Source organism: Myxococcales bacterium (genome assembly GCA_022184915.1).
Classification (GTDB): domain Bacteria; phylum Myxococcota_A; class Polyangia; order Fen-1088; family Fen-1088; genus JAGTJU01.
In genome coordinates, this window is the sequence record JAGTJU010000002.1 from 585,699 (window position 1) to 605,555 (window position 19,857).

General features: G+C 63.5%; 20 protein-coding genes. 9 read left to right on the forward strand and 11 right to left on the reverse strand.

Annotated elements, in window-relative coordinates; genetic code table 11:
* Positions 1-231 precede the first annotated feature (231 nt).
* A complete protein-coding gene (locus tag KA712_10140; protein MCG5053305.1) occupies positions 232-1,296 on the reverse strand; it encodes a hypothetical protein in 1,065 nt (354 codons plus the stop codon).
* Positions 1,297-1,484: 188 nt separating this feature from the next.
* On the opposite strand from KA712_10140, the gene KA712_10145 reads away from it, so the two are divergent.
* The 8 genes from KA712_10145 (at position 1,485) to KA712_10180 (ending at position 9,304) form a co-directional block, all read left to right on the forward strand.
* On the forward strand, positions 1,485-2,465 hold the full coding sequence (locus KA712_10145) for a hypothetical protein (protein MCG5053306.1): 981 nt from the start codon (positions 1,485-1,487) through the stop codon (positions 2,463-2,465).
* A gap of 359 nt (positions 2,466-2,824) precedes the next feature.
* On the forward strand, positions 2,825-4,069 hold the full coding sequence (gene urtA, locus KA712_10150; GenBank protein MCG5053307.1) for an urea ABC transporter substrate-binding protein: 1,245 nt from the start codon (positions 2,825-2,827) through the stop codon (positions 4,067-4,069).
* Between the two features lie 71 nt (positions 4,070-4,140).
* The gene (urtB, locus tag KA712_10155) at positions 4,141-5,064 is read left to right on the forward strand and encodes an urea ABC transporter permease subunit UrtB (protein ID MCG5053308.1); all 924 of its coding nucleotides are present in this window, start codon (positions 4,141-4,143) and stop codon (positions 5,062-5,064) included.
* Positions 5,065-5,067: 3 nt separating this feature from the next.
* Positions 5,068-6,279: an urea ABC transporter permease subunit UrtC gene (gene urtC, locus KA712_10160; GenBank protein MCG5053309.1), complete on the forward strand. Its 1,212-nt coding sequence runs from the start codon at positions 5,068-5,070 to the stop codon at positions 6,277-6,279.
* A 15-nt stretch (positions 6,280-6,294) separates the two neighbouring features.
* Complete coding sequence (gene urtD, locus KA712_10165) at positions 6,295-7,041, forward strand: urea ABC transporter ATP-binding protein UrtD (protein MCG5053310.1); 747 nt, start codon at positions 6,295-6,297, stop codon at positions 7,039-7,041.
* A 40-nt stretch (positions 7,042-7,081) separates the two neighbouring features.
* On the forward strand, positions 7,082-7,780 hold the full coding sequence (gene urtE, locus KA712_10170; GenBank protein ID MCG5053311.1) for an urea ABC transporter ATP-binding subunit UrtE: 699 nt from the start codon (positions 7,082-7,084) through the stop codon (positions 7,778-7,780).
* A gap of 35 nt (positions 7,781-7,815) precedes the next feature.
* On the forward strand, positions 7,816-9,003 hold the full coding sequence (locus KA712_10175; protein ID MCG5053312.1) for an acetamidase/formamidase family protein: 1,188 nt from the start codon (positions 7,816-7,818) through the stop codon (positions 9,001-9,003).
* Positions 9,004-9,010: 7 nt separating this feature from the next.
* A complete protein-coding gene (locus tag KA712_10180) occupies positions 9,011-9,304 on the forward strand; it encodes a zinc ribbon domain-containing protein (GenBank protein MCG5053313.1) in 294 nt (97 codons plus the stop codon).
* Positions 9,305-9,628: 324 nt separating this feature from the next.
* On the opposite strand, the gene KA712_10185 is transcribed toward KA712_10180, so the two are convergent.
* Both KA712_10185 and KA712_10190 read right to left on the reverse strand, forming a co-directional pair.
* Complete coding sequence (locus KA712_10185; GenBank protein ID MCG5053314.1) at positions 9,629-11,218, reverse strand: hypothetical protein; 1,590 nt, start codon at positions 11,216-11,218, stop codon at positions 9,629-9,631.
* Positions 11,219-11,249: 31 nt separating this feature from the next.
* Positions 11,250-11,945 carry a cysteine hydrolase gene (locus KA712_10190; GenBank protein ID MCG5053315.1) on the reverse strand — a complete coding sequence of 232 codons (696 nt, stop codon included), beginning with the start codon at positions 11,943-11,945 and terminating at the stop codon, positions 11,250-11,252.
* Between the two features lie 446 nt (positions 11,946-12,391).
* Here KA712_10190 and KA712_10195 point away from each other — a divergent pair, with 446 nt between their 5' ends.
* Positions 12,392-13,612, forward strand: a complete 1,221-nt coding sequence (locus tag KA712_10195; GenBank protein MCG5053316.1) for a hypothetical protein — start codon at positions 12,392-12,394, stop codon at positions 13,610-13,612.
* Here the strand turns inward: KA712_10195 and ureG are convergent.
* From ureG to KA712_10235, 8 genes are read right to left on the reverse strand one after another with little or no spacing between them, the layout of a single operon-like run.
* Complete coding sequence (ureG, locus tag KA712_10200; GenBank protein ID MCG5053317.1) at positions 13,602-14,234, reverse strand: urease accessory protein UreG; 633 nt, start codon at positions 14,232-14,234, stop codon at positions 13,602-13,604. The genes KA712_10195 and ureG overlap by 11 nt on opposite strands.
* A gap of 43 nt (positions 14,235-14,277) precedes the next feature.
* Positions 14,278-15,012, reverse strand: coding sequence for a hypothetical protein (locus KA712_10205; GenBank protein ID MCG5053318.1), 735 nt, complete (start codon positions 15,010-15,012; stop codon positions 14,278-14,280).
* Entirely contained in the window at positions 14,960-15,457 is a 498-nt protein-coding gene (ureE, locus tag KA712_10210; protein ID MCG5053319.1) for an urease accessory protein UreE, read from the reverse strand. Before ureE ends, KA712_10205 begins: the two co-directional genes overlap by 53 nt.
* A gap of 41 nt (positions 15,458-15,498) precedes the next feature.
* A complete protein-coding gene (gene ureC / locus KA712_10215) occupies positions 15,499-17,202 on the reverse strand; it encodes an urease subunit alpha (GenBank protein MCG5053320.1) in 1,704 nt (567 codons plus the stop codon).
* Positions 17,199-17,846, reverse strand: a complete 648-nt coding sequence (ureA, locus tag KA712_10220) for an urease subunit gamma (GenBank protein MCG5053321.1) — start codon at positions 17,844-17,846, stop codon at positions 17,199-17,201. The genes ureC and ureA overlap by 4 nt, the downstream gene beginning before the upstream one ends.
* Positions 17,847-17,868: 22 nt before the next feature.
* Positions 17,869-18,747 carry an urease accessory protein UreD gene (locus KA712_10225; protein MCG5053322.1) on the reverse strand — a complete coding sequence of 293 codons (879 nt, stop codon included), beginning with the start codon at positions 18,745-18,747 and terminating at the stop codon, positions 17,869-17,871.
* 1 nt (position 18,748) lies between these two features.
* Entirely contained in the window at positions 18,749-19,090 is a 342-nt protein-coding gene (locus KA712_10230; GenBank protein ID MCG5053323.1) for a cupin domain-containing protein, read from the reverse strand.
* A 49-nt stretch (positions 19,091-19,139) separates the two neighbouring features.
* Complete coding sequence (locus KA712_10235) at positions 19,140-19,835, reverse strand: cysteine hydrolase (GenBank protein ID MCG5053324.1); 696 nt, start codon at positions 19,833-19,835, stop codon at positions 19,140-19,142.
* Positions 19,836-19,857 lie beyond the last annotated feature (22 nt).

The window sequence follows — 19,857 nt, forward strand, 5'->3', positions numbered from 1 at the left end:
CCTCCCCCCGCAGAGGCCCCAACACCAACGATGGAAACCGCTTTTTTGTGTGAGGACATGGCCGCTGCTCCCAGCCGAAGATTTTTCCGATAGTCGCGCAGCGGCAGAAGAAGTGCAACGTTTTCGTAGCCTCGATCGTAGCCCTTCGTTACCAGCACCTAGCCCAGAGCAACCCGGTGGAGGCTGCCCGTTTCTTCCGCGTTTCGGGTAGAGCCGGGGCCCGAGCGGGGCCTACGAGCTCGCGTCGGGAGCCACTGACCGGGACGCGCGATGCCGTCGTCGAAGCGCCCAAACGAGGGCGAAGGGCAACGTGAAGAGAGCGCTTCCCGCAGGTCCGCGACCTGCCATCTGGCAAGCGCCGCTGGAAGATGCCCGTTCGTCGTCATCCGATGCGGCTTCCCCTCCGTCGTCGTCCGCTGGCGATGGCTGCGCGCTGGGGGCTTCAGGCCCGTCCTGGTCGTCTGCGGTCGAACCCCCTGCACCGCCGCCGCCACCCGTACCCCCGGAGCCTGGGGTCGCGCCGCCCTGACCATTGCCACCGGCGGCCTCATCGGGGTCGACGGGTTCCGTTCCGTCTTCGCCACCAGCGCCCGAGGCCCCGCCCGCGCCCGAGCTCGCGTCGGGCGCGGTTCCGGCGTCGGGTGCGGGCTTGCCGTCGTCGTTGGTGGGCGCTCCTGCATCCGGTGCCTCCACGGGCGCCCCGTCGTCGTGGTAGGTGAACACCCGCAAGGGGTCGGTGGCCGACTGGTTCGACCATTTGACCGCGATCTTCTTCTTGCCAAGGATCAACACCTCATCGAGTGGCGTCCAGCTTTGGGCCTCTTCCAGAGACCAACGGTTCGGCGCCGGAGCTTTTTTGTGCGTGGGGTTCGGCGCAAAGAGCGGGTTCGAAACGGCAAAGAGCCGATCGTCGGCGACGTAGCCGATGATCTCGCCCGTGAAGGCGATCTCCGCCTCGAGCGTGAGCCGCTCGCCGTTCTTCGAGGCTTTGTCGAAGTAAATCATGTGGCTGTCCACCCGCTTGGCTCCCACCCCGATGGCGTCGAGGGTCTCGATGTTGTCCCACTTGTTGAGGCGTTGCACCTCGAGCTTGCCCGAAGGAACCGTCACGCCCTGTCGCTCGTCGAAGCCCAGGATGCGCTGGTCCGAGCTTTCGATGGGGCCGTACCAGAAATTCGCAGCTTTCTGGAGGTTCTTCGAGGCCGCAAAGTCGATCCGGGCACGGGCCGCACGGGGCGCGCCCAGCGCGATGATGCCCACTGTCACGAATGCAAGACGACGGAGATGGGACTGCATGATCTCGGGGCATCCTACCGCGACGGGCCGAGCCTGGGCATTGACGTAACTCAGCCGGGGCCGCCAGGCGAAAGGGGGGGATCCCGACTGATTCCGGGCGGTTTGCCGTCTGCTCGTCCTCGCAGGACGAGGACGCGCTGCCCCCATTTTCGGTCGAAGGCAACAGCGACGGTGTTATCTTGACCTCCTTGCTGCCGTTCAAGGGAGAGGGGACGAAACGGGCGGGCAGGGCCCGCGGCCTGTCGCGCGCCCGCCCGTTCCGGGGCGCTGCGGGCTTGGCGGGCTGTCTGTTGCTGGGCGTGCCCCTGGCGCCAGCGCACGCGTATGTCCGCAGCTTGACGAGCAAGACCCAGTTGCCCCTGTTCTGGCGGCACCCCTGTGTGCGGCTCACGCTGCTCGTCGACTCGCTACCCGGGGCGGTCAGCGCCGACCTGTTTCGGACGGCCGCCCGCGAGGCCGGGCGGGCTTGGAGCACCCCGCAGGTGGCGTGCACGAGAACCGACGTCTCGGTGGAGGATGACGAGCGCTCCCAGCGCTTCTCCGAGGCCGACGACGTCAACAGTCTCCAGTTTCTCCAGGAGTTCTGGGGACGGAACGCCCGTGATGCCAGCCAGCGCCGGCCTTACGACCCCTTCGCCCTGGCCATCACCTCCGTTTGGGCCAAGCCATCGACAGGCGAGATCACGGAGGCAGACATCGAGTTCAATGGGCTCGGGCCCCCGTGGGGCGACCTGGAAGCAGACCCCGAAGCGGGGACCGATGGCAGCAGCCATGACCTTCAAAACGTGCTCACCCACGAGCTGGGGCACGTGCTTGGCCTCGATCACACCTGCGATGCGGGGGGGCAGACGAACTGGACCGATCACCGCGGCGACCCCGTCGGTGCGTGCCCGGCTCCTCCGGAAACGGAGGGTCCCACGATGGTGGGAAGCATCCAACCGGGCGATCTGGCGCGCCGGACTTTGGAAGAGGACGAGCAATTGGCGATGTGCGATCTCTATCCTGCCGAGGGAGCGCCCAGTTGCCCGAAGCTCAGCCAGAACGCGGAGGGGGGCTGCGCCCTCGGCACGCGGCCCACGGGGCGCGGCGGAGCGCTTCCGTTCCTGAGCGCCGTTCTGTGGGCTGCTGCCTTCGCGTGGAGACGCAAGCGGAAAAAAGCCCGCTTCTGACTTGTCCCCGCAGCGAAACGCTTCGCAGGCTCCGGCCAGCCGATCGACGTTCGCACGGCGTCCGTGTTTCCGATGGAAGCGCGCGGCGTGATCCGAAACGCGATCGCAATCGGGCGCTCTAACCCAAGTCGCACCAACCGCATCGACGCTCTCGAGTCCAGGCCGTCGAAGTCGATCCGACCGGAATCGAGGCACGCGTGTTTCCAATCTCGTAGCGATTGTAAGTTCCTCGTCTCTGAATCGGACAACCGCGATACGCAGAATTCACGTTCGCGTTCGAACGTCTGAAACGGTCAGCCGGATATGAAAGAGCCCAGGCACAGGACCTATCGAAAACCCCTACATAGGATTGAGACTTCATGAACAAAAGCCTTCACGTATTCGGTCGACGTGCATTGAGTTGCGGCCTTTCTTCCCTTGCCCTCGCGTTGGCCCTGCCAACGGGCGCATACGCCGCCGATTATCCCACCGCCAAGGTCAACACGACGGGTTTGGCAGTCACGGACACCGAGGTGGTGGTGGGGCAGCTTCACAGCGCCACGGGCACCATGGCGATCAGTGAAACGGGCTCCATCCAGGCCGAACGCCTCGCCATCGACGAGATTAACGCCGCGGGGGGAATCCTCGGTCGCAAAATCAAGATCATTCAGGAGGACGGCGCGAGCGATTGGCCGAACTTCGCTGAAAAATCGAAGAAACTTCTGATTAGCGACAAGGTGGCGGCCGTGTTCGGTTGCTGGACCTCCGCCTCCCGCAAAGCCGTTCTCCCCGTTTTCGAGAAAGAAAACGGTCTGCTCTACTACCCCACCTTCTACGAAGGTCTCGAGCAGTCCAAGAACGTGTTTTACACGGGACAAGAAGCCACGCAGCAGATCCTTGCTGGTCTCGACTGGTTGGTAAAGGAGAAGAAGGCAAAGACCTTCTTCCTCATTGGTTCTGACTACATCTGGCCCCGTACCTCCAACAAGATTGCCCGCAAGCACATCGAGAACGTGCTCAAGGGGACCGTGGTGGGCGAAGAGTACTACCCCCTGGGTCACACCCAGTTCGGGTCGCTCATCAACAAGATCAAGCTGAAGAAGCCTGACGCCATCTACGCGATCGTGGTCGGCGGCAGCAACGTGTCCTTCTACAAGCAGCTCAAGGCGGCCGGTGTGACCTCGGCCAAGCAGACGCTGCTCACGATCTCCGTTACGGAGGACGAAATGCTCGGTATCGGTGGCGAAAACGTGGAGGGGTTCTATGCCGCGATGAAGTACTTCCAGTCTCTCGACAACCCCAACAACAAGGAGTTCGTCAAGAAGTTCAAGGCCAAGTACGGCAAAGACGCGGTCATCGGCGACGTGACCCAGGCTGCTTACCTCGGACCGTGGCTGTGGAAGGCCGCAGTCGAGAAGGCCGGCAGCTTCGACGTGGACAAGGTGGTTGCAGCATCGCCGAACATCGAGCTGAAAACAGCCCCCGAGGGCTACGTGAAGATTCACCCGAATCATCACCTCTGGAGCAAGCTTCGAGTTGGGCAAGCACTCGCCAACGGACAGTTCAAGGTGCTCTACGAGTCTGACCTCATCGAGCCAAATCCCTTTCCCAAGGGCTATCAATAAGTCGGTAGTGGAAGCGTTTCGGGGGTGTGAGGGGTTCGGTATCGGTTAACCAATAAGGAGACGACGATCGCATGGATTCGCTGTCAATGTCAGAGCTCTGGGCCATCTTCGTGATGCAGAGCTTTAACGGGCTGAGTTCGTTTAGTGTCTTGCTGCTGATGGCGCTCGGTTTGGCCATCATCTTCGGGCAAATGGGGGTGATTAACATGGCCCACGGTGAGTTTCTCACCATCGGTGCCTATACCACCTTCGTCCTGTCCGAGGTAAGCCAGCGGTGGATGCCCTGGATGCAAGGCTCATACTTCATCCTGGCGGTCGTCGTTTCCTTCTTCATTGCGGCTTCGGTTGGTCTGCTGGTGGAGCATCTGATGATTCGCCACCTGTACCGCCGACCGCTGGACACCTTGCTGGCCACGTGGGGGTTGAGCCTCATCATGCAGCAGGTGTTCCGGTCGGTGTTCGGTGCCAAGGAGGTGAGCGCTACGCTTCCCGATTGGCTCATGGGCTCCGTGCAGCCCACCGAATCGATCGACATTCCCATCAACGGCCTGCTCGTCATGGGCCTGACGCTCCTGATGACCGCAGGGGTCTTTGTGGGGCTGTTCAAGACGCGCTGGGGTGTGTGGGTACGCGCCACCACTCAGAACCGCGTCATGGCGGGCGCGGCGGGCATCAACACGCGCAGAATCGACAAGTATACCTTTGCGCTGGGATGCGGCTTGGCCGGGGTGGCGGGTGCAGCCTTCACGACCATCGGCTCCACAGGTCCCACCAGCGGCTCTCTCTACATCGTGGATACGTTCCTCGTGGTGGTGTTCGGTGGCGCCGAGAGCTTGGTCGGAACCATCGCTTCCGCCTTCAGCATCGCCCAGGCCCAGTCGACCTCGGAGTTCTTCCTCACGGGGTCTACCGCCAAGGTCCTGACCCTGCTGGCAGTCATTCTCATTCTCATGCTCAGGCCGCACGGTCTGTTCAGCATCCGCGTTCGGAGGTGAACGATGTCATCGGAAACCAAGACTAACGCGAGCCCCCTTGGGAAGCTGCTCGCATTCGCCCAGGCGAACCGAGAGCTGACGAGCTTCCTGGTGCTCTCGGCCCTGCTGCTCGTGCTCTTTCCCCTCACCATGGGAATCTTCCGGCTCAACCTGGTCGGAAAGTACTTGACCTACGCGTTCGTGGCTCTGGGGTTGGTGATCTGCTGGGGCTACGGAGGCATTCTCAGCCTCGGCCAGGGCGTGTTCTTCGGTCTTGGCGGCTACTGCATGGCCATGTTCCTCAAGCTCGAGGCCTCGGACCCGCAGAGCACGTCGATCCAGTCGACCCCCGGCATCCCCGACTTCATGGACTGGAACCAGCTCACGGCGCTGCCCGGGTTCTGGAAGCCGTTCCAGAGCCTGTGGGCAACCTTCATTGCGGTGCCTCTGATACCCGCGCTGCTCGCCCTGCTGGTGAGCGTGGCCATGTTCAAGCGGCGCGTGGGCGGTGTGTACTTCGCCATCATCACGCAGGCCGTGGCAGCCATCCTCTCGATTCTGATCATCGGGCAGCAGGGCTACACGGGCGGCGTCAACGGGATCACGGACCTCAAGACCCTCAAGGGCTGGGACATCCGCTCCGACAGCGCCAAGTACATCCTTTACTTCGCGAACGCCTTCTTGCTCTTGGCGGGCGTGTGGGTCAGCTCCCGCATGCTTAAGAGCAAGGTGGGTCGCCTGCTCTTGGCCATGCGCGACCGAGAGGACCGGGTTCGATTCTCGGGCTACGACGTCGCCAACTTGAAGACCTTCGCGTTCGTCTTCGCGGCCGTTCTGTCGGCCATCGGGGGGGCCATGTTCACCCTGCAGGTGGGCTTCATGTCACCCTCCTTCGTGGGAATCGTGCCCAGCATCGAGATGGTCATCTGCGCCGCGGTAGGAGGCAGGGACTCGGTTTTCGGGGCGGTGTACGGAACGCTGCTCGTGAACTTCGGGAAGACCTTCTTTTCCGAGATCTTCCCGGAGCTGTGGCTCTTCATGATCGGCGCCCTTTTCATAGGTGTCGTCATGGTGTTTCCGAACGGCCTCGCCGGTCTCAATCGCCAAAAGGTGATGGGCGCCTGGGAGGGGTTGAGGACCTTGGTCTCGAAGGTCCGCGGACGAAACAAGGGGACGCCCCTCCTGCCCGACGGCTCGGCCGTGGCGGGTGGCGCGACGCTAAAGAACGACCTGTGACCCAAGGAGACTCTGATGGATCTGGTCAATAACTTCGTGCTCTCGGTAGAGAGCCTCACGGTGTCCTTCGATGGGTTCAAGGCCGTTGACGATGTGTCCGTTTACGTTGAGCGAGACGAGGTCCGCGCGATCATCGGCCCCAACGGAGCCGGAAAAACGACGGTGCTGGACCTCATTTCGGGACGAACCCGGGCTTCGGGTGGAAGCGTGAAGTTCAAGGGTATCGAGCTGCGGGGCATGCGTGAGCACGAGATCGTGCGTGCAGGGGTGGGTCGAAAGTTCCAGACGCCCTCGGTGTTCGAGTCCCTCACCGTCTTTGAGAACCTGGAGATGTCCTACCCCAAGGGGCGTGGGGCGCTCAGCGCCTGGATGTTTCGCCGAACACCACAAGTCATCGCCAAGGTGGAGGAGGTGGCGGAGGTCATCGATCTCAAGGACAAGCTCCACGAGGAGGCAGGGCTACTCAGCCATGGTCAAAAACAGTGGCTCGAGATCGGGATGCTGCTCATCCAGGACCCGATGTTGATGATGCTGGATGAACCCGTGGCTGGCATGAGCGTGGGTGAGCGAGAGAGAACCGCCGAGCTTCTCGGCCGGATCAGCAAGGGGCGCGCTCTACTCGTGGTGGAGCACGACATGGAGTTCGTGGCCCGGATCGCCAGCCGGGTGACCGTGCTGCACCAAGGGAAGTGGTTGGCCGAAGGGAAAATGGAGACGGTGCAAAAAGATCCCAAGGTCATCGAAGTGTACCTGGGCCACTGAATTCCCTGGACCCACGCCTTAAACGGAGAACGCCAGAAACATGCAAACCGAGGTCCTGAAGGTAAACGGTCTGAAAGTGGGCTACGGGCAGAGCGAGGTCATCCCTGACCTTTCGTTCGGCGCTCATGAGAACGAGATCGTCGCGGTGATGGGGCGTAACGGCATGGGGAAAACCACGCTGTTCAAGGCTCTCATGGGCATCCTGCCCGCCCGCTCTGGTGCCGTGGTGCTGAGCGGTCGCGATGTCACAAAAAGCGATCCTTTCGAGCGCGTTGCGGCCGGCATTGCCTACGTGCCACAGGGTCGCATGATCTTCCCCACCCTCACGGTGGAGGACAACATCAAGACGGGTCTGCGTTCTGCGAAAGAGCAGGTGCCCGAGCACCTGTACGAGATCTTCCCCGTTCTCAAGGACATGCGTAAGCGGCGGGGAGGGAATCTCTCGGGGGGGCAGCAGCAGCAGCTCGCCATCGCGAGAGCCCTGGCTAGCCGCCCCAAAGTCCTGCTTTTGGACGAGCCCACGGAGGGCATTCAACCGTCCATCATCAAGGAGCTTGCGGAGGTGCTCAAGCGCATTCGTGCCGAGCAGAACCTGGTGATCGTCGTCTCCGAGCAGGTGTTGAGTTTCGCGATGTCCGTAGCTGATCGCCTGCTCATCCTCGACCGCGGCCGGGTGGTGCGCGAGAGCCGTCGTGAGGACGTTGACGTAGAGACCGTCGGAAAACTGCTTTCGATCTGAACCTGAACCCATTTACGAATCCAGGAGGGAACTACATGCCCCAGACGCTCTTCAAAGTGGACCTAACGAAGCCCATGTCGCAACAGGACCTTCCCGGTCACAACCGCTGGCACCCGGACATTCCGGCGGTGGTTTCCGTGAAGCCGGGCGATACGTTTCGTATCGAGTGCAAAGATTGGACGGATGGCCAGATCAAATACAATCCCGACCCCACGGACATCCGGGATGTGAAGCTCTCGGTTGTTCACGTGTTGAGCGGTCCCATTTACGTCGAGGGCGTAGAGCCGGGTGACATTCTGGTCGTTGACCTGCTCGATGTGGGGACATTGCCGGGCGACGAATGGGGCTTTACAGGTATTTTCGAGCGTGAAAACGGTGGTGGCTTCCTCACGGATCACTACCCGAAGGCGAGCAAGGCCGTTTGGGACATTCAGGGCATTTACGCAAGCTCGAAGCAGATTCCGGGCGTGAAGTTTGCGGGCATTCCCCACCCGGGTCTCATCGGGTGTGCGCCTTCGCATGAGCTGCTGGCGACCTGGAACAAGCGTGAAAAGGCGTTGGTGGAGAAAGGCGGCCCCCCCTGGAAGCCGAAAATCCCACCGTTGGCCGCTTTGCCGAACCCCGAAAACGCCGTGTTGGGTACGCTCAAGGGTGCAGAATTCGATCGCGTGGCTGCCGAAGGCGCTCGAACCGTTCCTCCTCGTGAGCACGGCGGCAACTGCGACATCAAGAACCTCTCGAAAGGTTCCCGGATCTACTTCCCGGTGTACGTCACGGGGGGCAAGCTCTCGATGGGTGACATTCACTTCTCACAGGGTGACGGCGAGATCTCGTTCTGCGGCGCCATCGAGCAGTCGGGTTACCTCGACCTCCACGTGGACATCATTAAGGGTGGCATGGCGAAATATGCCATGGTCAACCCGATCTTCAAGCCAGGACCCGTCGAGCCAAGATACTCCGAGTACTTGGTGTTCGAGGGCATCTCCGTCGACGAATTCACGGGAGAGCAGTACTACCTGGATCCTCACGTGTCCTACCGACGGGCATGCTTGAACGCCATCGAGTACCTCAAGAAGTTCGGCTTCACCGGCGAGCAGGCCTACCTTTTGCTCTCGTGTGCACCGGTCGAGGGGCGTTTGAGCGGCGTCGTCGACATCCCGAACGCCTGCGCCACCTTGGCGTTGCCCACGGCCATCTTCGACAAGTCCATCTTGCCAGTCTGAGGCCCGCATGCCGCTTTACGAATACGAGTGTGACGGTTGCGGTGAGTTCACCGCCATGAAGATGATGGCCGAGTCCGCGGAGCCCGCGGCGTGTCCGGAGTGCGGCAAAGACGCGGAGCGGATCCTGTCGGCAAGTTTCGTAGCAGGGGGGCCGCGCAGGCGTCCTCCGAGTGCGGAGCCCCGGCTCGTGCGTAAGGTGCACGATCCCGAACGGGCTGCGGCGAAACCAAAACGAAGCGCACCGACGCCGAAACCTAAGGTTCCCCATCACCATGGGCGCCCTTGGGTGGTCGGCCACTGAGCTTCCACTAACATACTTGGCTTAACGCTATCGCCGGCTCCCTCGCAAGGGGGGCCGGCTTTTTCGTATTCAGGGTGAACCTAAAGAGGGCCTCACGCACCTCGCTGAAGCGGGGTGATGACTTCGCAGCGATGGCCCTTGCTACGAGCGGCGCTCCGTTTCATCACCTGGTGTTGGCGTGGGCTCCCCTCGGCAGCTGGTCGAAGGCAAGGGGTAAACCAGGGTGGCAGCGGCGGCTGAGCAGGCTTGAATGGACACGCTCAAAAATAGAAAGGGGCGGCGCCACCTTGCGGCGGCCCGCCCCCTTTGCTGCCGGGTTGGTTTTCAGCCGATGGGCGCGAGGCCTTCGGGAACCTCCTCGGCGTGTGCCGGTGTGCTCACCGTACCTGCGACCGGAGAGAACCGAGCGCATCCGTAGAGCACCATGGCGACCCCCAGGTAGCTGGCGGCCACCCACGGCGTTTGGCCAAAGCCGATGGCTTCGCCGTGCATGAAGCCCAAAAAGGTGAGGGCTGCTCCGGCCAGCGCGAAGAACGAGGCCTTCACGAATTGCCTGTCGACGACGAAGGCTCCGATGGCGCCCAGCACGAGGCCACCCAAGATCGCTCCACCCCCCAGCACCGAGAGGCCTTCATAAAGAACGCCGACCTGCCCGAGTTTGTCGAGACCGACGGCGGCGGCGTTTGTGCCCGCAGCGGCGAGAGAGTTATCGATCTGGAGCTTGCCCCAGGCTGCCAGGTGCGGCGTGAGGGCCAAGATGATCGCGGGCGCGTGCGACTTCGGCGTCTCCTGGAACGCTTGCGCGCCGATCAACATGCCGATGTAGAGCAGGATGGGAGAGATGGCCACGACGGGGATCACGGCCATCATCACCGAGATGATGCCACACCAGGAAAGCAGAATCACCGTGACCCCCGTCGCGGCCGAATAACCAATGCGGCCACCCATGGCCTTCCAGCCTGGGTGACCAATGTAGACCGCGTTGATGAAGGGATTGCCCATCAGGCAGCCGATCAAGCTCACCACGCCGTCAGCCGTCAGAACCCGCGTGGTGGGGTAGCTGTCGCCCGCCACGGCGGCGCTCTCGACGTTGTCGAGGGCTTCGACGAGGTCGTAGATGCCGAAGGGAATCGCCGTTACCAGGATGACGCCCAGGAACTCGAAGCCGGAGAACACATGGCCGAACACGGGTAGCGGCACCGAGAACCCGAAGTTCGAGAAGGAATCACCCAGCTTCGCAACGCTCATGCCGCCGAGGTCGAAGCCGAGGGCGGTCGATCCCCAGGCGATCAAGGTGCCCACGCCAATGGCTACGAGGCCGGCGGGGATACCCTTGAAGTAGCGCACGCCTCCGAACCAGCTGACGAGGATGATGGCGAAGCAAATGATGCCGATGAAGGGGGTCATGAACATCTCGAGCGCCGGGCGCATGGAGATGAAGGCGATCGACACGCCCGCCAGGGTGCCCAGCAAGGCTGCGCGAGGGGTGATCTTGCGGATCACGGGTGCGACGAAGCCACCCACCATCAGCACGAAGCTCTGAATGAAGACCCAGGTCAGGCCTGCCTCCCAACCCTTTACGGGGTCGCCGGTGCTGGCGGCGATCGGCATCATGATGACGAAGACCACCACGAACATGTGGGGCACGCTGATGCCCGACGGCAGCGCGCACACGTCGTCGCGTCCTGTCTTCTTCGCCAGCTTGTAGGCCAAGCGGGCATAGTAAACCGTGCTCAGGAACATCATCAGGCCCGTGGCGGGCAGGATGCGTCCGAACACGAGCTCATCGGGCATCTTGAGGACGAAACGCAAAAGTCCGGTCAACACCAAGAGGTTGACCAGAATGTTCGTTCCGAACCCGAAGTAGGCGTTCCAATCGCCCGGGGTCCATAGTGCAGGCTTCTTTTCACTCATCGTTCACTCTTTTCTGGAGATCGTCGGATCTTCACGTCGCCGCCCTGGTTGGTTCGGCGGTGCCGAGGGCGGTCAGCACGCGCTCTGAATCTGTCACCCATCCAAAAATTCCCCCCTGGGCCTTGATCATGCGAAGGCCGACCTCATGAAACTCGGGGAAGTACGAGCCGCAACAATCCCCGGGGACGATGCAGCGGTAACCTCGGTCATTCGCCTCGCGCACCGTGGTGTGAACGCACACCTCGGTGGTCACACCGCAAACGATAAGTGTGGTAATTCCCCGGTTGAGGAGGATCGTGTGCAAGTCCGTCGCGAAAAAGGCGCCCTTGCCGGGTTTGTCGATTACGGGCTCTCCTTCCTGGGGGTAGAGCTCGGGCACGATGTCGTGACCTGCCTCGCCGCGAATGAGGATGCGTCCCATGGGGCCAGGAGCTCCGATGCGAAGGCTTGGATCTCCCCGCTCTACTTTTGCCGGAGGCGCATCACTCAGGTCAGGCCTGTGGCCTTCCCGCGTGTGGACGACCAGCACGCCGTGCGCGCGAGCTCCCCGGAGAAGCTTCTTGCAGGGCTCGATGGCGGCGCTCAGCAAGGAGACGTCGTTGCCCAAGCTTTCTCCGAAGCCACCGGGCTCCAAAAAGTCTCGCTGCATATCAATGACCACGATCGCTGTCGTCTTCCAATCGACCTCGATGGGAGTGGGCTCCGCCAAAATCACGACGCCTGCCATGGCCTTCCTTTCGTTTCACGTCACGGTAGGCGGCTATCTGTTTCGAGATCATCTCAAAGCGGTTAAATGCTGACACTTGTGCGTAGGTGTCCTCTTTTGACTGGTTAAAGAGGTGAGGACGAGCAAGGTCGATGGGCGAGGAAGATGTGTTGCACTTTTAATGTTGGCGAGACCCGACGGAAACATACGCCGATGTACGTTCGCATCCGTTCAAGTCACGAAGCCAGCGCCCTGTGTGTCGAGTCTCTCCCCAGCAGTCCGGGGCGCGGTTTTCATCTTGCCGGAGGCACTAAAGCCTCCATTCGAAGGAGCCGTGTATGATTGCGAAGCCCCATGTGACAGAGATTAACGATTCGAGCTGCCAAGTACGCCCTGGGTCGCTCGGGAACGAGCCCGGCGTCCAGCAGCGATGGCGAGCTGGAAAGAAAGCTCTGGGCACAGCCTTGATGAGCTCCGTGCTCTTCGTCGCTCAGGCGCCGCAGGCGTCCCTGGCCCTGGCCCAAGAGGAGGCCGCTCCCGTCCCGATGCCCGCGCCGATCATGAGCACCGAGCCCGCGGTTGCCCCCGTGGAGCCAGCTCTCGCGGCAGCCCCGGCCCCTGAGCCCGTGAGTGAGGCGCCGAAAGCTCCGGTGCTGAAAATTGGTGTGGGTCTGCGCACCGGCCTCAACCTCATCTTCAACGGGGCTCCCAGCGACAAGGTGTCGTTGACCCTCGATGACGGCCTCGTAGACCAGGCCAATCTGCGTCCTTACATGACGGGAGACCTCACGGAGAACGTCTCCTTCTTCTCGTCCTTCGAGATTGGTACGGCGAAGGGGCTCGGGAATTTCGCGATTCTCGACGCCATCGCGCAGGTCAAAATTCGCCCTGAGTTCCAGATCTGGTTGGGTCAGCACATCGGCGCCAACGATCGCAACAACATGAACGGTCCGTTCTTCGGAAACGGCTGGAACTTTGCCATCACGGTGCCGAGCTACCCGTTCGATGTAGGTGCTCGTGACCGCGGCGTGACCTTCTGGGGTCTCATCGGTGGCGGACGGTTGAAGTACCACGCCAGCGTTTTGGATCTGCAGAAGACGCAGGCGATCGAGAACGCGCGGTACGCAGGCCGCGTGACCTTGCACCTGCTCGAGCCAGAGGACTTCTACTACAACTCGGGTACTTACTTCGGCAAGAAGAACGTGCTCGCCATCGGTGCGGTCGTGAACTACCAGAAAGGCATCGAAGACGCCATGATGCCCATGCTCGAGAACGACTTCTTCGGCTATTCGTTCGACGTGTTCTACGAGCAGAACTTGGGGACCTCGGGCACCCTGACGCTCGAGGGCGGGTTCTGGGACTTCTCGGGCGTCGAGGCGGGTTACGCCGTGAACCAGGGCACGGTGGATCTGGGCCTGGGTGTTGTCGGCCCGAAGGACGGCAAGGCCTACATGGTGATGGCCAGTTGGCTCATGCCCGAGAAGACCGGTATCGGGTACATCCAGCCTAATGCACGGTGGCAGGCGTTCAACCCTGACGCCAGTGGCGCTTCCACCACGAACACGATTGACGTGGGCGTTGGCTACATCATCGATGGCTTCAACCATCGGTGGTACGTCAACTACCGCCACCAGGATGCCGACGTTTCCGCCGACAGCCTGCAGGTGGGCGCTCAGTTCATGATGTAAGGGTTGCGAGCCGGTCGGGCAACAGCCCCTCGCGGACGATGAAGCTGGCGATGGCCTCGACGCCGTCGCCAGCTTTCAAGTTTGTGAACAGAAAAGGTCGCTCGCCGCGCATCTTCTTGGCATCGCGGTCCATGACCTCGAGCGAGGCTCCCACGGCAGGCGCCAGGTCGGTTTTGTTGATGACGAGCAGATCGCTCTTCGTGATGCCGGGGCCGCCCTTGCGCGGGATCTTGTCACCCGCCGCCACGTCGATGACGTAGATACAGAGATCTGCCAGCTCGGGGCTGAAGGTGGCTGCAAGGTTGTCGCCGCCACTTTCCACCAGCACCAGCTCGAGGTCGGGAAAACGCTTGATGAGATCGTCGATCGCCGCCAGATTGGCCGAGGCATCTTCGCGAATGGCGGTGTGAGGGCAGCCACCCGTCTCCACGCCCACGATGCGCTCGGGGGCCAGGGCGCCGCTGCGGAGCAGGAACTGAGCATCTTCCTTCGTGTAGATGTCGTTCGTGACCGCGGCGATCTGGTAGCACGTGCGCAGGCGCTTGCAGAGGGCGTCCATCAGGGCGGTTTTTCCGGACCCAACGGGTCCTGCCACGCCCACGCGTAGGGCTGATCGGTTCATGGTGTGGTTCATCCTTTTTGGGTGTTGAGATGTCGTCTTCGTTTCAGGAGCGGAAGAGCCGGCTATACTGGGTTTCGTGCCAGGCGCTGGCCAGAGCAAGCCCTGGCGTTCCGGTGGCAATCTCGTGAGCAGGAAGGTTGATCGCAGCGCGGACGCATGAGGAGAGCGCGCCGGAGAGGCCCGCCAGGATCTTCACGCCGTCGGACTGGCCAAGCGGCACCAAGCGCACGGCGGCTCCTACCTGGGTTTCGGCCCACGCAAACGCAAACCCCAAAGCCGCCGTGGGGCAGGGAATGTCTCCGTGCCGTGCCGCCAGCGCAAACGCCGTGGCGTACGCCGTATCGCCGAGGTCGAGGGTCATCGCCTCGGGAACGCCCAGGGTCTTGAGCACCCTGAGGAGCGCCTGCCCGAGATGGGCGTCCTCGGCCCGGAGTTCGGCGGCTCCGCGGGCTGCCAGGAGAAAGGCATTCCAATGGCGAACCTCGTCGAGGTGCGACTGGTCGAACGCACGCCACAGGCGGACGAACACCGGGATGTCCAGCCGGGACACCGCGTTCGTGAGAACGCCCTCGAGCCAGCTGCGTACGTCTTCGGGTGTGCGCAGCCAGCCCTCCTCGATGGCCGTCTCGAGGCCTTGCGAATACGCAAAGGCGCCGATCGGCAGGGCCGGGCTCACGAGCTGGAGCAGCCTGAGCAGACTGGGATCTGCCAGGACGGGGGTATCGTCAACCGTGGTGTGAAGACCCATGGTCGTGAGGGTGAGGTCCTTCGTGGGCATGTGTGTGGGCGGTGTCGCCGCCATGGGCGTGGGCGCCGCCTTCGGGTTCGAAGGGCGCCGTCTCCGCACGCACGTCGGCGCCGAGCCCCCGTACCATGTCGTCGAGCACATGATCGTGCTGGTAGCGCAGCCACCCCGCACCCACCTGCAGGGGAACGTGGCGATTGCCGAGGTGGTAGGCCACGCGGGCGAGCTGCACGGGATCGGCGGCCACCACCGTGGACACGGATTCGGGCGCTGCCTTCACCACCACCACGTCGTGGTTCGACAGCTGCAACCGATCGCCGCCCCTCAGCAAGGTGCCTCGCGGCAGAAGCAAGGCGGCCTCCTTGCCGTCGTCGAGCCGCACCCGCTGGCGGCTTCGTTTGCGGGCGTCGTAGGGCAGGGTCAACGAGGTCCGGGGCGCGGCGTCCGGGGGCGGAACGCTCGCGAGGCCTTCGATCATGGGAAGCGTGGGATCGTCATCGAACATCGCGCGCGCCTTCGTCAGAAGAGAAAGTACCGTTGCGCGAGCGGAAGCTCACGCGCGGGCTCGCAGGTCAGCAGCACGCCATCGGCCCGCACCTCGTAGGTTTGTGCGTCCACTTCGATGTGCGGCAGAAGCCCGTTATGCACGAGGTCCTGCTTCTTCACGCCCCGCGTGTTCTTTACGGCCACCCAGGGCTTGCGCACCATGAGCTCCTGCCGCAACGGGCTCGCGAGGGCGCTGCCCGAGACGAAGGTCACGCTGGTGGCGGTGCGGGCTCCCCCGTAGGCTCCGAACATCATGCGGTAGTGCACGGGTTGAGGGGTGGGAATGGAGGCGTTGGCATCGCCCATGGGCGCCGCCGCGATGAGGCCCCCTTTGATGATGAGGGCAGGCTTGACCCCGAAAAACGCAGGCTTCCACAGCACGATGTCGGCCAGTTTGCCCGCCTCGATCGAGCCCACCTCGTGCGAGATGCCGTGGGCCAGCGCCGGGTTGATCGTGTACTTGGCGATGTAGCGCTTGGCACGGAAGTTGTCGTGGCCGCCCACGTCTTCGGGCAGGCTGCCCCGCTGGATGCGCATCTTGTGAGCCGTTTGCCAGCTGCGGGTGATCACCTCGCCCACGCGGCCCATGGCCTGCGAATCAGAGGACATCATGCTGAAGGCCCCAAGATCATGCAGGATGTCTTCGGCCGCGATGGTCTCCTTCCGAATGCGCGATTCGGCGAAGGCGACGTCCTCCGGAATCGAGGGGTCGAGGTGGTGACACACCATCAGCATGTCGAGGTGTTCATCGACGGTGTTGATGGTGTAAGGCCTCGTGGGGTTGGTGGAGGAAGGCAGCACGTGCGGCACCCCGCAGGCCTTGATGATGTCGGGCGCATGGCCGCCCCCGGCCCCCTCGGTATGGTACGTGTGAATCGTGCGGCCCTTGAGCGCCGCCAGGGTATCTTCCACGAAGCCCGATTCGTTCAGGGTGTCCGTGTGGATCGCCACCTGGACGTCCTCTTGCTCGGCCACCGAGAGGCAGCAGTCGATGGCTGCCGGGGTGGTGCCCCAGTCTTCGTGCAGCTTCATGCCCATGCAGCCGGCACGCACCTGTTCCACGAGGCTTTCGGGGCGGCTGGCGTTCCCCTTGGCCAAAAAGCCGAGGTTCATGGGGAAAGCGTCGGCGGCCTGAAGCATGCGGGCCACGTTCCAGGGGCCGGGCGTGCAGGTGGTGGCGTTGGTGCCGGCGGCCGGTCCGGTACCGCCGCCCAGCATCGTCGTGACGCCCGACATGAGGGCTTCCTCGATCTGTTGGGGACAGATGAAGTGAATGTGCGCATCGATGCCGCCCGGTGTGGCGATGCAGCCTTCGCCCGCCACCACCTCCGTGCCGGGGCCAATCACGATATCGATGCCCGGCTGAACGTCGGGGTTCCCTGCCTTTCCGACCTTGGCGATACGACCTTCCTTGATACCAATGTCGGCCTTTACGATGCCCCAGTGGTCCAGGATGAGCGCGTTGGTGATCACGAGGTCGACCACGTCAGGGCCGGTCCGCTGGCTTTGCCCCATGCCGTCCCGGATCACTTTGCCGCCACCGAACTTGACCTCCTCACCGCGCACGGTGTGGTCGCGCTCGACTTGGATGTGAAGCTCCGTGTCCCCCAGGCGCACGCGGTCGCCCGTGGTGGGACCGTACATGTCGACGTACGCGCGCCGATCGATGCGGCTCATGGTGCGCCTCCCTGGGTGCTGTCGAGGGGCCCCATGACCTCGCCCCGGAACCCCCAGACCTCGCGTGTACCGCCGTAGGGAACCAACACCACCTCGCGGCTTTGCCCCGGCTCGAAACGCACCGCGGTGCCGGCGGCGATGTCGAGCCGCATGCCGCGTGCGGCGGCGCGGTCGAAGACCAGGGCGGGGTTGGTCTCGGCGAAGTGGTAGTGCGAGCCCACCTGCACGGGCCGATCCCCCACATTCGAGACGCGCAGCTCGAGGGTCGGGCGTCCCTGGTTCAGTTCGAGCACCGGCTCGAGTGCCGACGGGCTGACATCACCGGGCACCAAATCACCGCGATCGGGGATGGGGTTGTGCACGGTGACCAGCTTTGTGCCATCGGGGAAGGTGGCCTCCACCTGGACCTCCGGGATGAGGTGGGCCACGCCCTCCATGACATCCTCGGCAGCGAGCAGCTGTGTTCCCAGGACCATCAACTCGGCCACGGTCTTTCCATCGCGGGCGCCCTCGAGGATGGCGGCCGTGATGTAGGCGACGGCCTCGGGGTAGTTGAGCTTGCAGCCGCGGGCCTTGCGCCGCTCGGCGAGCAGGGCGGCGGTGAAGATGAGGAGTTTGTCTTTCTCCCGGGGTGTCAGATCCAAGGGGCGCTCCTGTGTGGCGGGTTCAAGTGGCCCAGATGCGGGGGGCCGTGGCCGTTCGACCAAGCGTCGTGGGGCGAAGCGTATGCCAGGTGCGGATGAAACGCTCGCGCACCTGTGTGGCGTCATCGTCGAGTGCGCGACACACGAGGGTTCCATCCACCAAAGTGGCGCTGGTCAAGGCGCGCCCGAAGCGGCCGTGGCACACGGAGCGGGCGGCTTCCAGCCCTTCGGTGCTGGCGGGATGTACGAAGAACGTGCCCAGGGCGGCGCGTCCTGAGAGCCCCCAGGGCTCCTGAAGCTGTGGCGTGCCGCCCGCGAAGTGGCTGCGCTCTATCAGGCGAGGTTGACCGTCGACATAGAGCTCCACGTGGTTGTGAACACTGCCCCGGGCGAAGGCCTCGAGGGCGGCGGGGCGTCCCAAACACAAGATATCCCACGCGGCGGCCCGGGCTCCGCGTGCAAGGTGAAGACGCGTTTGCAAGTGCGCGTGGGCTTGGTCGAAAGCAATGGTCTCTTGCGGCAGCCACTCGAGCGTGCCCGCCTCACCGACCTGGGCTTCGACCACCTGGCGCGAGGGCTCGGCAGGGCTGCGATAGATTTTACCTGCCGCGGGCGTGGTCACGAGGGCATGGGCCTCCGGGCCCACCTCGAGTGTCAGCTCGAGGCTGTCACCTCCCACGAGGCCACCCGGAGGATGCAGGACATAGACGTGGCACACGCCCGGACCCTCGGGGAAAAAAGGCTTTTGCACCCGCAGGGGGCCTGTGTGCGCACGATGGTCCAGGCGCGTGCGTTCGCCGTCGCGGCGAAACCCTAGCGCCAAGGTGGCTTTCCAGCTGCGCACGGGGGCAGCTTCTCGCCCCTCGGGGACGGACGGAGACGGCGCGTCGAGGGCGGGCACGTCAGTCGTTCCGCGCTTCGCCTTCCACGACGAAACGCACGGGCTTTTCCCAGATCGCAAGCACGATGCAGCCGTGGGGGCTGCGCACGTCATGGCGGGTGCCCGGTGCATTGATGGTGAAGGCGCCGCGCTCGTAGGTGCCCCGCTCGTCTTCTTGTGCCCCCGACAGCACGAGCAAGTACTCCCATCCCGTGTGCTCGTGGCGAGGCACGCTGGCGCCCGGGGCGTAGCGCAGCAGCGCCGCGGCGGGCCCCCCGTCTTGGCCGCCATGGAGCCGGTGGATGGTCACACCCTCCCGAAACGGCTCCCACGCGAGCCGCTCCGGGTGCTTGCCGAGCGCCATCACGTCGGACGTGGCGAAGGGGAGGGCAGCTGCTGCGTTCACGAGCGCCTCACCCCAGCGCCTCGATGAGCGCGCTCGAAGTGCCTACGGCCCCGAAGACCCCGTTTTGCATCGTCACCATCTTGAGGGCCGCGGCGTGATTGCCCGCATCGGTGGCGGCGCAGCAGTCGCTCAAGATCAGGCATTCGTAGCCCCGGTCGTTGGCGTCGCGCATGGTCGTGTGCACGCAGACATCCGTGGTGATCCCCGTGAGGATGAGATTGTCCACGCCCCGCTGGCGCAAGATGAGATCCAGGTCGGTGGCGTAGAACGAACCCTTGCCGGGTTTGTCGATCACGGTCTCACCGGGAAGTGGCGCCAGTTCCGGGATGATGTCCCAGCCGGGCTCACCCCGTACGAGCACCCGGCCGCAGGGGCCCGGGTCGCCGATGCCGATGCCAGAGCCGCCGTGGTCCGTTTGGCGGGAGCGCCAGCGCTTGTTGGCGGGAAGGTCGGAGAGGTCGGGGCGGTGCCCCTCGCGGGTGTGAAGGATGTGGAAGCCCTGGGCGCGCATCACCTTCAAGAGCCGCTCGAGCGGCGCAATCGGCGCCCGCGTGACCGAAACGTCGTAGCCGAGCTGGGCGATGTAGCCGCCCTCTCCGCAAAAATCGGTTTGCATATCGATGACGATGAGGGCGGTGTTCTCCGGCCGCAGATCGCCGTTCCAGGGCCACTTGTAGGGGGTGGACAACACGTATCGGCTCATCGGGACCCTCTTTTGGACGCTA